Origin of the sequence: Phenylobacterium ferrooxidans (assembly GCF_042714595.1) — a bacterium.
GTDB classification, from domain to species: Bacteria; Pseudomonadota; Alphaproteobacteria; order Caulobacterales; family Caulobacteraceae; genus Phenylobacterium; species Phenylobacterium ferrooxidans.
Genome location: NZ_JAOTJD010000009.1, coordinates 44610 through 57197 on the forward strand (window position 1 = coordinate 44610; position 12588 = coordinate 57197).

13 protein-coding genes and 1 pseudogene are annotated in these 12588 nt (G+C 70.8%); 7 read left to right on the forward strand and 7 right to left on the reverse strand.

Annotated features, from left to right (window positions below):
• Positions 1 to 115: 115 nt before the first annotated feature.
• From rlmN to OCL97_RS06695, 3 genes are all read left to right on the forward strand, one after another.
• Complete coding sequence (rlmN, locus tag OCL97_RS06685) at positions 116 to 1297, forward strand: 23S rRNA (adenine(2503)-C(2))-methyltransferase RlmN (protein ID WP_377368833.1); 1182 nt, start codon at positions 116 to 118, stop codon at positions 1295 to 1297.
• Positions 1298 to 1366: 69 nt separating this feature from the next.
• Positions 1367 to 1795: a DUF350 domain-containing protein gene (locus OCL97_RS06690; RefSeq protein ID WP_304775679.1), complete on the forward strand. Its 429-nt coding sequence runs from the start codon at positions 1367 to 1369 to the stop codon at positions 1793 to 1795.
• A gap of 7 nt (positions 1796 to 1802) precedes the next feature.
• Positions 1803 to 2636 carry a S1 family peptidase gene (locus tag OCL97_RS06695; RefSeq protein WP_304775677.1) on the forward strand — a complete coding sequence of 278 codons (834 nt, stop codon included), beginning with the start codon at positions 1803 to 1805 and terminating at the stop codon, positions 2634 to 2636.
• Here OCL97_RS06695 and OCL97_RS06700 read toward each other — a convergent pair.
• Together OCL97_RS06700 and OCL97_RS06705 are read right to left on the reverse strand one after the other, a co-directional pair.
• Positions 2633 to 4357 carry an AmpG family muropeptide MFS transporter gene (locus OCL97_RS06700; RefSeq protein WP_377368743.1) on the reverse strand — a complete coding sequence of 575 codons (1725 nt, stop codon included), beginning with the start codon at positions 4355 to 4357 and terminating at the stop codon, positions 2633 to 2635. The two genes, OCL97_RS06695 and OCL97_RS06700, sit on opposite strands and share 4 nt — an antisense overlap.
• Before the next feature lie 41 nt (positions 4358 to 4398).
• Positions 4399 to 5895, reverse strand: a complete 1497-nt coding sequence (locus OCL97_RS06705; protein WP_377368745.1) for a response regulator — start codon at positions 5893 to 5895, stop codon at positions 4399 to 4401.
• Positions 5896 to 6114: 219 nt separating this feature from the next.
• Between OCL97_RS06705 and OCL97_RS06710 the strand changes: the two are divergent.
• The 4 genes and pseudogenes from OCL97_RS06710 to OCL97_RS06725 form a co-directional block, all read left to right on the forward strand.
• Positions 6115 to 6285 (forward strand): annotated as a pseudogene (locus tag OCL97_RS06710) (response regulator transcription factor); the annotation flags it as partial.
• Between the two features lie 124 nt (positions 6286 to 6409).
• Entirely contained in the window at positions 6410 to 6787 is a 378-nt protein-coding gene (locus OCL97_RS06715; protein ID WP_377368747.1) for a hypothetical protein, read from the forward strand.
• Positions 6788 to 6958: 171 nt separating this feature from the next.
• Positions 6959 to 7321 carry a hypothetical protein gene (locus OCL97_RS06720; RefSeq protein ID WP_377368749.1) on the forward strand — a complete coding sequence of 121 codons (363 nt, stop codon included), beginning with the start codon at positions 6959 to 6961 and terminating at the stop codon, positions 7319 to 7321.
• 69 nt (positions 7322 to 7390) lie between these two features.
• Positions 7391 to 7816: a hypothetical protein gene (locus tag OCL97_RS06725; RefSeq protein ID WP_377368751.1), complete on the forward strand. Its 426-nt coding sequence runs from the start codon at positions 7391 to 7393 to the stop codon at positions 7814 to 7816.
• Here the strand turns inward: OCL97_RS06725 and OCL97_RS06730 are convergent.
• The 5 genes from OCL97_RS06730 to rsmI form a co-directional block, all read right to left on the reverse strand.
• Positions 7799 to 9334, reverse strand: coding sequence for a YifB family Mg chelatase-like AAA ATPase (locus OCL97_RS06730; RefSeq protein WP_377368753.1), 1536 nt, complete (start codon positions 9332 to 9334; stop codon positions 7799 to 7801). The two genes, OCL97_RS06725 and OCL97_RS06730, sit on opposite strands and share 18 nt — an antisense overlap.
• Before the next feature lie 135 nt (positions 9335 to 9469).
• Positions 9470 to 10417 carry a glutathione synthase gene (gene gshB, locus OCL97_RS06735; protein WP_305338736.1) on the reverse strand — a complete coding sequence of 316 codons (948 nt, stop codon included), beginning with the start codon at positions 10415 to 10417 and terminating at the stop codon, positions 9470 to 9472.
• Positions 10418 to 10482: 65 nt separating this feature from the next.
• A complete protein-coding gene (locus OCL97_RS06740; protein WP_377368755.1) occupies positions 10483 to 11298 on the reverse strand; it encodes a transglutaminase family protein in 816 nt (271 codons plus the stop codon).
• A gap of 6 nt (positions 11299 to 11304) precedes the next feature.
• On the reverse strand, positions 11305 to 11679 hold the full coding sequence (locus OCL97_RS06745; RefSeq protein ID WP_310540105.1) for a YraN family protein: 375 nt from the start codon (positions 11677 to 11679) through the stop codon (positions 11305 to 11307).
• A complete protein-coding gene (gene rsmI, locus OCL97_RS06750; protein WP_377368757.1) occupies positions 11676 to 12548 on the reverse strand; it encodes a 16S rRNA (cytidine(1402)-2'-O)-methyltransferase in 873 nt (290 codons plus the stop codon). The genes OCL97_RS06745 and rsmI overlap by 4 nt, the downstream gene beginning before the upstream one ends.
• Positions 12549 to 12588: the final 40 nt, after the last annotated feature.

Sequence of the window (12588 nt, forward strand, 5' to 3'; positions counted from 1 at the left end):
CTGGGCGGAAGTCCGGCGCCGAACATTTGTTTGACCCTGCGCGGCGATGGGCCGATTTGGCGTGGGAGGCGCCAGGCCCTATATTGGCGAGCTTCCAGCCAGCGAGTTCCTCCCCTTGGGCTTCACCCTCGACCTTTCGCGCGCCGCCTCGGTGGCGGCCGCTCCGACGAAGCCGAACCTCTGCGGCCTGACCCGCAAGGGCCTGGTGGAGGCGCTGATCGCCGCCGACGTGGTCCCGGCGCCCAAGGCCAGGATGCGCGCCAACCAGATGTGGCGCTGGATCCACCACTATGGGGTCACCGACTTCGAGGCGATGACCGACATCGCCAAGGAGACCCGCGCGGTCTTGGCGCAGGCCTTCTCCCTGACCCGGCCTGAGATCGTCGAGCGCCAGGTGTCCAAGGACGGCACCCGCAAGTGGCTGATCCGCATGGCGCCGGGCATCGAGGTGGAGACCGTCTACATCCCCGACGTCGGCCGGGCCGGGGCGCTGTGCGTCTCGTCCCAGGTGGGCTGCACCCTGAACTGCACCTTCTGCCACACTGGCACCCAGGCCCTGGTCCGCAACCTGACCGCCGCCGAGATCGTGGCCCAGGTGCAGGTGGCCCGCGACGACCTGGACGAATGGCCGTCTCCCAAGGAGGATCGCCGGCTCTCTAATATCGTCTTCATGGGCATGGGCGAGCCGCTCTACAATCTGGACAACGTCGCCGACGCCATCGACATCATCTCCGACGGCGAGGGCATCGCCATCTCGCGGCGGCGGATCACGGTCTCCACCTCGGGCGTGGTCCCGGAGCTGGAGGCGCTGGGGAACCGCACCCAGGCCATGCTGGCCATCTCCCTGCACGCCACCAACGACCCGCTGCGCGACGTGCTGGTGCCGCTCAACAAGAAGTACCCGATCGAACAGCTGATGGCTGGGATCCGCGCCTATCCGGGCCTGTCCAACGCCCGTCGGGTGACCTTCGAATATGTGATGCTCAAGGGCGTCAACGACAGTCCCGCCGAGGCCCTGGCCCTGGTGAAGCTGATGAAGGGCGTCCCGGCCAAGATCAACCTGATCCCCTTCAACCCCTGGCCGGGGACCGACTATGTCTGCTCCGACTGGGGGGCGATCGAGAAGTTCGCCGCCATCCTCAACCGGGCCGGCTTCGCCTCACCGATCCGCACCCCGCGCGGGCGCGATATCCTGGCGGCCTGCGGTCAGCTGAAGAGCGAGAGCGAGAAGGTCCGCGCCAGCGCCCGGCGCAAGGCCGTGGCGGAGCCCGAGGTCCTGGACTCGCCCGCCGCCTGAACGGTTTTCGCCTCGCCGAAAAGTCCATGCTAACGATGGGGACCGCCAGTTCCCCGCCCAAGGATCCCGATGCCGCCAGAGCTCCAGTCGCCTGAGATCCAGGCCTTCGCCACCGGCTTTCCCATCACCCTGCTGCATGCGGGGCTGACAGTCCTGATCCTGTTCCTCGGCAGCGTCCTCTACGTGCTGCTGACCCCACACCGCGAGATCGCCCTGATCCGCGAGGGGAACTCGGCCGCAGCCCTCTCGCTTGGGGGGGTCATGATCGGCCTGTCCATCCCGCTGGCGGTGTCGCTGACGGCCTCCACATCGCTGATCGAGATCGGCATCTGGGGCGCCTCGACGGTGGTGGTGCAACTGCTGATCTTCCGCCTGGTGGACATGCTGCTGCGCGGCCTGCCCCAGCGAATCCAGGAAGGCGAGATCTCCGCCGCCGCCCTGCTGGTGGGCGCCAAGCTCGCCACCGCCTTGATCCTCGCCGCCGCCGTGGCGGGCTGAGGGGGCCATGCTCTTCCCCAAGCTGCCGGACTGGCTGGTCTATGCGGCTGTGGTGCTGGCGCTGCTGATCGCCGCGGTCGGCCGGCAGGAGCGCGCCGACGCCCCGCCGCCGCCGCCGCCGGTGCCCGGGGAAGAGGGCGTGCCGCTGGGGCCCGCCTCGCCGTTTGATCCCTCCATCGTGGTGGACGTCCCCGCCCAGGCTGAGCCGGGGCTGGGGACCGCCTTTTCCGTGGCCGAGCGCGGGGTCTGGGTCACCGCCCGCCACGTGGTGGACGGCTGCACCCAGGCCGCCATCGTGGTGGCCGAGGGCCGCGGCGTGGCCGCCAAGGTCCGCATCGACCAGCGGGGCGAGGCCGCGATCCTGACCACCGAGGGCGGGGCGCCGCCGCTGCCCCTGGGCCTCGACCAGAAGCTGCGCCGGGGCGACCGCGCCTATCATCCGGGCTTCCCCCAGGGCCAGTCCGGCGAGGCCACCTCGCGGCTGCTGGGGCGTGAGAACCTGGTGGTGCGGGGCCGGGGCGCCCGCACCGAGCCGGTGCTGGTCTGGGCCGAGACCGGCCGCACCGACGGGCTGAAGGGGACGCTGGCGGGCCTTTCCGGCGCGCCGGCCCTCGACAGCGCGGGCCGGGTGATCGGGGTGACCGTCGCCGAGGCTCCGCGCCGGGGCCGCATCTACACCACCGCGCCTGAGACGCTTGGCGCGGCCATGTCCGAGGCCCACGAACGTCCCGCCAGCTTCGCGGTCGGCGAGAGCGTCACCACCGACAACTACGGCCGCGTCGCCGACGCCCTGCGCCGCGACCTGCGGGTGGCCCAGGTGATCTGCCTGTCGACGAACTAGGCCGGTTCGGGTTCGGGGTCGGCCTCTGTCCCGCCGGCCGGCATCTCGGCGGTCCGCGCCGCGACGATGAAGACCAGGATGATCCCCAGCACGCCCAGCAGGGCGGAATAGACGAAGAACACCACATAGCCGGAGCCAAGGGCGGCGGGCGTCACGCCGGACTTCTCCATGGCGCTGGCGAAGGTCTCCGGCGGCAGGCCGGTGAAGAGGGTCTTGAGCCCCGCGAACATGCCGCCCTGGTCGGCGGCCTTGGCCGAGCCCTCCACCACCTTGCCCGACTGCGACGCCACCAGCTTTCCCAGCAGGGCGTAGAAGGACGAGAACATGGCGTACTGGGTGGCGGTGAAGCCGGCGCCCGTCAGGCTGGACATGTAGGCGATCAGGCAGGTGCCGGCGAAGCCCGAGGCGATGTTGTCCACCCCGATGGCGACGCTCAGCGCCCAGAGGTTGGGGCCCTGGAAGGCCAGCCAGGCGAAGACCAGGTTGGAGATGGGGCCAGCGAAGGCGCCGATCACCATGGAGCGCATCAGGCCCAGGCGCGCGACGCAGAAGCCGCCGAGGCCCACCCCGATCACCGACATCACCACGCCCAGCACCTTGCGGACCTCGGCGATCTGCAGCTTGTCGAAGCCGAGGTCGATGTAGAACGGGTTCATGATGTTGAGCACGAAGTCGCTCAGGCGGTAGACGCAGATCAGGGCCAGGATCAGCCCCGCCACGTCGCCGTAGCGGCGGAAGAAGTCGATGAAGGGCGCCCCCAGCGCCGTTGACAGGTAGCGGCCGGGTCTGGTCGGCGCGCCGGGGATCGGCACGGCGGCCACCACGATCAGGGCCACGCCGGTGAGGATGCCGCCGACCTGCGCGAACACCCCGAAGGGCTTGGCTTCCCAGGCCGCCTTGATGGCGTCGCCCAGTTGGGGCTGGCCGATGGCCGCGGTGACCGATTGCAGAACGGTGGCGTTGCCCGCCAGGCCCGAGCCGAAGATCAGGGCGCCCAGCAGGACGATGGCCAGGCGAATGACCCACTCGATCCCGTCGCGCCACGGAACCCCCGCGACGCCCTGGAAGTCGATATCCCGCAGGATGTGCTTGGCCTCGCGCGGCGCCCCCAGCACGCCTGCGACCCCCACCACCATCAGGCCGGCCATCAGGGCGTAGGACAGGCTCCAGCCCACCACGTCGGACATGGCCAGCGGAACGACGCCGGCCACGATCATGGCGATGCGGTAGCCCCACTGGTAGGCGGCCGCCATGGCGCCTTGCTTCTCGGTGTCGGCCGCCTCGATGCGCCAGGCGTCGATGACGATGTCCTGGGTGGCCGAGGTGAAGCCCACGAACACCGCGAAGGCGGCCATCAGGCCGAGGCTGGTCTTGGGATCCACCCCAGAGATCAGCCACAGGCCCAGCATGATCAGGGCCTGGCAGACCAGCATCCAGGAGCGGCGGTGGCCCAGCCACTGGGTCAGGCCCGGTATGGCCGCCCGGTCGATCATCGGGGCCCAGAGCAGCTTGAGAGAATAGGCCAGGGTCGCCAGGCTGAAGAAGGCGATCACCTCCAGGCTCAGCCCCGCGTCACGGAGCCAGGCCGACAGGGTGTCGAAGATCAGCAGGTTGGGCAGGCCGGACGCGAAGCCCAGGGCCAGCATGACCAGGGCGCGGCGCTCGCCATAGACCTTGATGGCGCTCCAGGCGCTGCGCTTCGGCGCGGCTTCGATGGTCATGGCGGCCTCCCCCGAGATCGGCGCCGGGGGCGGCCCCCGACCTAGCCGACCTTGGCGCGGTCCGTCGTTTCCGTCCAGCCGCCGCGGGTCAGCCTGGCCAGGATCCCGCGCAGGGCGTCCGGAGCCAGCGGCTTGACCAGGAAGTCGTTCATGCCCGCCGCCAGGCAGGCGTGGCGGTCGTCCTCGAAGGCGTTGGCGGTGAGCGCCACCACCGGGGTGTCGAGGCCCGACGCGCGAAGGGCTCGCGTGGCGTCGAGGCCCGACATGCCGGGCATGCGCATGTCCATCAGGATCAGGTCGTAGCGGCCGACCTTGAGGGCCGCCATGGCGTCCTCGCCGCCGCCGGCATGGTCGACCTTGCAGCCCTCGCGGGCCAGCAGGGTGCGGGCCAGCAGGGCGTTGATGGCGTTGTCCTCCACCAGCAGCACCCGCGCGCCGGGCGCGATGGCGGGCGCGATGCGTTCGTCCTCCACCGCATCGGCGCGCTGGGCGCCTTCGCCCAGGACGGCCAGGACCCGCTCGGCCAGGGAGGCGCGGCGCAGGGGCTTGATCAGGTAGCCGGCGAAGCCCTGGGCCCGGTAGGTCTCGATGCGGGCCCGTTCGTTCGGCGGCAGCAGGATGATGGCGGGACGGGAGTCCGGCGGGCAGGAGGGGGCCAGGGCGTGGTCCACCAGCAGGACCTGGGCCTGCTTGCCCTCGCCGATGACCGCCTGGCCGCCGGCGGCCGCGATCTGGCGGCGCGCGGCCTCGGCGACCACCGGGTTGGGGGAGAGAACGCCCACCGTTCGGCCGGCCAGGGGCGCCTCGCCGAGCGCCGTGATGCGGGGGAAGGCCGCCTCGAACCAGAACAGCGCGCCGCCGCCGGGGGCGTCCTCGACGCCCACCTCGCCGTCCATGGCCGCGGCCAGCTTGCGGGCGATGGCCAGGCCCAGGCCCGCGCCGCCCAGCTGGGCGCCGTCATAGGAGGGGTCGGCCTGGGCGAAGGCCTCGAAGATCTTCTCCCGCGCCGCCTGGGTGACCCCGGGGCCGGTGTCGGAGACGCTGAAGCGCAGGCGCGAGCCGTCGCGCTCGGTGACGCTCAGCAGGACCCCGCCGGTCTCGGTGAACTTCACGGCGTTGCCCGCGAAGTTGAGCAGGATCTGGCGCAGACGGCCCTCGTCGGCCAGAGCCTGGCCGATGCCGGGAGGGGCGGCCCAGGCGACCTCGAGGCTCTTTTCCTGGGCGCGCGGCGAGAGCAGTTCGCTCACCGAGCGCAGCAGGCCCTCGACCTCCATGGTGGCCGGATGCAGTTCGATCTTGTCGGCGCCCAGCTTGGCGAAGTCGAGCACGTCATTGACGAGAGCCAGCAGGTGTTCGCCGGAGTCCCGCAGGGCGGCGACATAGGCCCGCTGCTCGGCCGTGAGGCCTGTGCCTTCCAACAGACGCGCCATGCCCAGCACCCCATTCAGCGGGGTGCGGAACTCGTGGCTGAGCGAGGCGAGCTGCTCGGCGCTGACGCGGGCGTCGGGGGCGGTGGGAGTGGGGATCTTGCGGGCCATGGGATGAGCCTAGCCCGCGCGGCTTAACGGGCGGTCAAGCGCCCGCGCCGCCCCGCGACGGATGCAACTTTCTGGCGTAGCGAACGGCGGTATGTGAGTTGGCCGCCCGCGGGCCGCAAATGACTGATCGATAAGCGAAACTGGCGCATCTGCACCGTTACGGCTGGACGCCGGTTCGGCCCCGCACTTAACTATCCACCTTATGGGCGAGCACTGGAAATGGCCGAGGATCCCGTCGAACTCCTCACGCCGCGCGAGCGGGAATGTCTTCGCCTGGTGGACCGACATCTGAGTTCCAAGCAGATCGCCCGTGAACTGGGCATGTCCAAGACCTCCGTCGACACCTATTGCGACCGCGCGCGGCGCAAGCTGGGGGTCGATGACCGCTACACCGCCGCGCGGCGCCTGGTCGACCACGACCGCGGTGTCCTGATCGCGTCAGGACACGATCCGATCAGGACAGACAGCCGACCTCCCGCAGCGCCTTCTCGGGGCGACAGGGGAGGACAGGCCGATGGCCGACTGGATGAAAGCATTGCTCGAGGTGGACCCGTCCCAGCCGGACTGGGAAGGCCAGGAGCAGAGGGCGGCGGTGAACCGGGTGATGCGGTTGCGCCAGGAGGTGCAGGTCTTCGAGGCCCGCTGGCCGGCGCTGGAGGACGAGGCGTCTCCGACCCCGAGCTTCACCTGGAGCCAGCTGGAGCGGCAGCTCGCCGATCTGGCGGGCTGTCCGGTCAAGGCGGGGATGGCTCGCGACCTGATCTCGGCCACCCGCAAGATGTCGCGCTTCAAGCCCCCGGAAATGGTCCTGCGGGAAATCCTCTGCATGACCTGGGCGCTCTTGGACGAGGGCTTTCAGCCCTCGCCGGAGGGATCGGCCGAAATGCCCTGACCCCCGCCGTCCGACTGGGGCTGATCGGCCTGATCGCCATCATCACCGCGCTTGCCTTCGGGGGCATGCTGGCCGGCCTCCGCGCCCTGCAAGACCTCGCCTAGCTAACCCCCAAACCCCATTCGTTTTAGCAGCAACGCGCCGGGTCGCCCGGCGTGCAGGAGATCCCTCATGCTCAAGCAACGCCGTCTGGTGGCCGACCAGGTCGCCGCCAGCCTCTTCGAAGCCGAAGCCGCCATTGACCTCGCCCTGGCCAAGGCCGCCGCCCTGGCCGGCATCATGCCGGGCCTGCGCTCCGAAGCTGGCATCTCGGCCCTGATCGGCCAGGGCGCCGTGGAGCGGGCCAGTGAGGCCCTCGCCGCCCTGGCGACGGCGCGGCGCGCCATCTGCGAGACCCACATGGAACTCAGCATCGCCCAGAAGCAGATGGGCCTGGGCGCCGTGATGTACGGCGACTCCCTGCCCAAGCCGCAGATGGCGGGCGACGCCGCCCCGACCCTGCGCGCCGTGGCCCGGGCCGCGCGCGCCGCCTGAACACACCGCTACAAGCCAAGGCCGACTTCTGCCAAGGTCGGGCCCTCAGTCGCTGGGGGCCCGACGCCTTTGGTCTTCGCCACCCTCGCCCAGCAGACCTGGATCGCCCTGATGCTCCTGGTCTCCGGTTTCGCCCTGTGGCGGGGCAAGGGGCCTGAGCGGGCCATCGCCCTGGCCAACCTGGCGGCCTGGATCCTGACCCCGCTCGCCTACCGCAACAGCCTGATGGACCCCCAGTGGGGGGTCTTCATCGTGGACGGGATGTTCATGCTGCTGCTGGTCTGGTTCGCGGCCACCACCGACCGAAACTGGCTGTTGTTCGCCGCGGCCTTCCAGCTGCTGGCGGTGATCACCCACATCGCCATCGCCGTCGATCCCGGAGTCCGCACCCTGGCCTATTTCCGGGGGCTGGTGATCTGGAGCTATCTGGTGCTGGGGGCGCTCGCGGTCGGCGCCTGGAACATGCACCGCGAACGGTTAGCCCACCGGGCTTAGGCCGCCCGCGCCGACCCGCCGATAGATCAGCGCCTCGGCGACGTGCACCCGCTTGATCGGCCCTGCCCCCTCCAGGTCGGCGATGGTGCGGGCCAGCCGCAGGGTGCGGGTCCAGCCCCGCGCGGTCAGGCCATTGGCCTCGGCGGCCTTGGCCAGCAGGGCCTTGGCCTGCGGATCAAGCTCGGCGATGGTCTCCAGCCATCCCCCCTCGGCCCGGGCGTTGACCGGGGCGGCGTGCTCGTGGCCCGACGTCGTCGCGCGCTCGGCGGCCAGGTCGCGAGCCTGGGCCACCCGTGCGGCGGCCTCGGCGGTGCCTTCGGTGGGCGCCGGCAGGGCGAGGTCGGCGGCGCTGACTGGGGGCACGTCGATCTGCAGGTCGATTCGGTCGAGGAAGGGGCCCGAGACCTTCATCTGATAGTCGGTCTGACAGCGGGGCGCGCGGCCGCAGGCGCCGCGTCCAGGCCCGCCGTAGCCGCACTTGCAGGGGTTCTGGGCGGCCACCAGCTGGAAGCGAGCCGGATAACGGACGTGGGCGTTGGCGCGGGCCACCACCACCTCGCCGGTCTCGAGGGGCTGGCGCAGGCTGTCCAGGGCCTGGGCCGAGAACTCCGGCAGTTCGTCCAGGAACAGCACGCCGTTGTGGGCCAGCGACACCTCGCCCGGCTTCACCCGGACGCCGCCGCCAGTCAGGGCCGCCATGGTGGCGGAGTGGTGCGGGGTGCGAAATGGGCGCGCCCGGGTCAGTTCGCCCTTGGCGATCAAGCCGGCCACCGAGTGGATCATCGAGGTCTCCAGCAGCTCGGCGGGCGAGAGCGGGGGCAGGAGGCCAGGCAGGCGGGCGGCCATCATCGATTTGCCCGAGCCTGGAGGTCCGGTGAACAACAGGTTGTGGCCCCCCGCCGCGGCGATCTCCAGGGCGCGCTTGGCGTTCTCCTGGCCCTTCACCTCCCGCAGGTCGGGGACCCGCTCGCCGTCGAGGATGGCGCCGGGCTTGGGGGCGCCCAGCATCTGGGTCCCACGGAAGTGGTTCACCAGCGAGATCAGCGAGGGCGCGGCCAGGATCTGGGTGTCGCCGGCCCAGGCGGCCTCCGCCCCACAGGCCTCGGGGCAGATCAGGCCCAGGCCCAGGGCGCCCGCCGCCACCGAGGCGGGCAGGGCGCCGGCCACCGCGACGATTCGGCCATCCAGGGAGAGCTCCCCCATGGCCGCCCACTCCGTCAGCCGGTCGGGGGGGATGATCCCCATGGCGGCCATGACGGCGAGCGCGATGGGGAGGTCATAGTGGCTCCCCTCCTTGGGCAGGTCGGCAGGGGCCAGGTTGACGATGATCCGCTTTCCCGGCAGCGACAGGCCGAGACCGGAGAAGGCGGCCCGCACCCGTTCACGGCTCTCACCCACCGCCTTGTCGCCGAGACCCACGAGAATGAAGGCGAACTCGCCGCCGGTGAGTTGCACCTCGACATCGACCCGCCGGGCCTCAACCCCTTGAAACGCCAGCGTGACGACCCGTGCTGCCATGGCTCACGTCCCCGGTTTGAGCATGTTTTATCCACAACCCCATCACGCCGCGCGGGTCGGATCAAGAACAAAAAAGGAACTTATGGAGAAGATGAGGGGTTTCCGTGGCCTAGACCACTCTTCTCATCTCAGAAGCTAGACTGTGGCGCGAATCGCTTCAACACGTTCCCAGAGCAGGACTGTCGCATCGACGCCGGTGAACCTTTTCAAGGCCACCGCCCCCGTAGGTGACGTCACATTGATCTCGGTGAGGTAGTCGCCGATCACGTCGATGCCGACGAACATCAGGCCCCGGCGTTTCAGCTCCGGCCCGATGACGCCGCACAGCTCCAGGTCCCGCGCCGTCAGCTCCACGGCCTCGGCGCGTCCGCCCACCGCCAGGTTGGAGCGGATCTGGCCGGCGCTGGGCACCCGGTTGATGGCCCCCACCGGCTCGCCGTCCACCAGCAGGATGCGCTTGTCGCCCTTCACCACCGCCGGCACGTACTTCTGGGCGATGACCGGCTCGCGGCTGATCATCCGGTGCAGGTCCAGCATGGCGTCCAGATTGGGGTCGTCGGCCAGCAGCCGCGCCACGCCCGAGCCGCCCGCGCCATTCAGCGGCTTGAGCACGATATCGCCCTGGCGGGCGCGGAACTCATAGATCGCCTCGAGATCCGAGGTGATCAGGGTCGGCGGCTGCACGCCCGGGAAGGTGGTCACGAACAGCTTTTCCGGCGCGTTGCGCACCTCGGTGGGGTTGTTCACCACCAGGGTCTTGGGGTGGATGGCGTCCAGGAAATGGGTCGAGGTGATGTAGGCCATGTCGAAGGGCGGGTCCTGGCGCAGCAGGACGACATCGAACTCCGACAGGTCGCGGGTCTCCCACGGGCCGAAGGTCGCGTGAGCGCCCTTCACCGGCTGGACGGTCACCGAACGGCCCTTGGCGGTGAGCCTGCCGCTTTCCAGGGCCATGCGCTCGGGCGTGTAGACCCACAGGGTGTGACCCCGTTCCTGGGCCGACTGCATCATCAGGAAGGTCGTATCGCCTTCGATATTGATCCCCTCGAGGGGGTCCATCTGGACGGCGACCTTCAGGGACATGGGCGGGCTTCCTTGCAAGCTGAGGCGTTCAGATAGGTCGGGGCGGGCGCGAGCGCCAGCGCTGCTTAGTTGAGTTGCAGCCGCACGCGCTCGCGGTGGGCGCGGGCGGCCAGCGCCGCGCCGCCGTCCAGGGTCGAGGCCTGGGCCAGGGCCTGGAGGGCGCCGGCCAGGGCGCCCTGGCCCTCGCGGGCGGCGGCGACGTCCAGCCAGGGGCGATGGTCGCTGGGGTCCAGCAGGGCGCGGCGCAGGGCGGCGCGTTCGGCGCGGCCGAAGTCGCGAGCCGCCACGGCCCGGGCGAAGATGTTGTTCTGCAGCCGCATCAGCACGGCGCGGTCGGGGGCGGGCGCCATCAGCCGGTCCAGACGGTCGGCGACGTTGGGGGTGAGGCCGGCGTGCAGGGCCCGCCGGGTGAGCTCCGAGGGTAGGACCACCCGGCCCTCGCTGTAGGGGTCGAGGGCCAGGGGCCCCTCGTGGGTCTCGATCCGCAGCAGGAAGTGGCCGGGGAAGTCGACGCCCTGGACGCTGAGGCCGCATTTTCGCGCGACGTGCAGGTAGTAGATTCCCAGGGCCACCGGCAGGCCCTTGCGGCGCTCGGCCACCGACAGGATGTCGGCGTTGTCGGGGTGCTCGTAGGTGAAGAGGTCTCCCCCCATGGCCAGGTCCCCGGCCATGGTCTCGGCCAGGGCTTCCTCGGGGCTTTCGGTGGCCAGACGATGGGTCAGGTGCTCAATCCCGGACTCGCCGAGGTCGCGGGCCTGCTGGGCGTCGCGGCTGGGGTCCTCGTGCAGGGCGCAGGCGATGGCGGCTTCCAGCAGGGGGAAGTCGCCGTCCACGCACTGCCCCGCTTGGGTCAGATAGGCCTCAGCGTCTTCGCGACTCATGACAGCTCACGCACCTCTCCAGGCGTCTGGACTATGTCTTGGAAGTCTGCCCGGCGCGAGGGCGATAAGGTCCAGACGCACGGCGGCGTTGTGCAGGGCCGGCCGGCGGGCGGCCAGGGTGGCTCCGGCGCGCCGCAGCCGGGCCCGCTGATCGGCGCTGACCGCCTCCATCGCCGCCAGCATCGTCGTGCGCGACTTGACCTCGACCACCGCCAGGACCCCGCCCCGATGGGCCAGCAGGTCGATCTCGGCCTGGGGGGTCTTCAGGCGAAAGCCCAGGATGCGGTAACCCTTCAGCATCAGCCAGATCGCCGCCCAGACCTCGGCGCGCCGCCCGGACAGCCGGGCCGCAGCTCCGCGGGCCTGACGGATCGGGTTCACGGCCTGGCGTCCTTGAGGGCCATGGCGCGCTTGTAGAGTTCGCGGCGGGGCAGGCCCAGCGCCTTGGCCACCTCGCTGGCGGCGTCGGCCGTGCCCAGGCGCTCAAGGGCCTGGGTCAGGGCTGTATCCACATCGGCCTCGGTGGCGGCTTCCTCGCGGCCGGGGCCGACGACAATGACGAACTCGCCCTTGGGCGCGGCGAACCGCTTGTCAGCGGCCAGCTGGTCCAGGGGCGCCCGGGTCACGGTCTCGTAGAGCTTGGTGAGTTCGCGGGCCACGGCGGCCTCGCGAGGCCCGAAGACGGCGGCCATGTCGGCGAGGCTGGCGGCCACGCGGGAGCCGCCCTCGAAGAACACCAGGGTGGCCCGCAGGCCGGCCAGCTCCTGGAAGAAGGTTCGGCGCGCGGCGCTCTTGGGGGGCGGGAAGCCGGCGAACAGGAAGCGGTCGGTGGGCAGGCCCGCGACGGTGAGCCCCGCCAGCAGGGCCGAGGCCCCGGGGATCGGATAGACCGGCAGCCCCTCCGCCATCGCCTCCCGGGCCAGGCGGTAGCCGGGGTCGGAGACAAGGGGGGTGCCGGCGTCAGACACCAGGGCCACCCGTCCGCCTTCGCTCAGAATCTGCAGGGCCTTGGGCCCGGCCCGGTCGGCGGAGTGCTCGTCATAGCGCTCCAGCTTCTTCGACAGGCCGTAGGCGCTCAGCAGCTTGCCCGCCACCCGGGTGTCCTCGGCCAGGACCAGGTCGCAGGCCGAGAGCACGTCGAGGGCGCGCAGGGTGATGTCCCGCAGATTCCCGATCGGCGTCGCCACCAGATAGAGGCCCGGCGCCAGGGGGGCTTCGGATAGGGCGGGCGGCGGCGGGCGGGGGGACATGGGCGAGGAATCGCCGGTTCGGCCGCCCATGGCAAGCTTG

What these genes read in the sequence shown, in the direction of transcription:
- OCL97_RS06700 (WP_377368743.1), bottom strand. Translation starts at nt 4,357, where the DNA reads ATGACCATCGAAGCCGCGCCGAAGCGCAGCGCCTGGAGCGCCATCAAG.
- rsmI (WP_377368757.1), bottom strand. Translation starts at nt 12,548, where the DNA reads ATGTCCCCCCGCCCGCCGCCGCCCGCCCTATCCGAAGCCCCCCTGGCG.
- OCL97_RS06720 (WP_377368749.1), top strand. Translation starts at nt 6,959, where the DNA reads ATGCTCAAGCAACGCCGTCTGGTGGCCGACCAGGTCGCCGCCAGCCTC.
- OCL97_RS06690 (WP_304775679.1), top strand. Translation starts at nt 1,367, where the DNA reads ATGCCGCCAGAGCTCCAGTCGCCTGAGATCCAGGCCTTCGCCACCGGC.
- OCL97_RS06705 (WP_377368745.1), bottom strand. Translation starts at nt 5,895, where the DNA reads ATGGCCCGCAAGATCCCCACTCCCACCGCCCCCGACGCCCGCGTCAGC.
- OCL97_RS06740 (WP_377368755.1), bottom strand. Translation starts at nt 11,298, where the DNA reads ATGAGTCGCGAAGACGCTGAGGCCTATCTGACCCAAGCGGGGCAGTGC.
- OCL97_RS06695 (WP_304775677.1), top strand. Translation starts at nt 1,803, where the DNA reads ATGCTCTTCCCCAAGCTGCCGGACTGGCTGGTCTATGCGGCTGTGGTG.
- gshB (WP_305338736.1), bottom strand. Translation starts at nt 10,417, where the DNA reads ATGTCCCTGAAGGTCGCCGTCCAGATGGACCCCCTCGAGGGGATCAAT.
- OCL97_RS06730 (WP_377368753.1), bottom strand. Translation starts at nt 9,334, where the DNA reads ATGGCAGCACGGGTCGTCACGCTGGCGTTTCAAGGGGTTGAGGCCCGG.
- OCL97_RS06715 (WP_377368747.1), top strand. Translation starts at nt 6,410, where the DNA reads ATGGCCGACTGGATGAAAGCATTGCTCGAGGTGGACCCGTCCCAGCCG.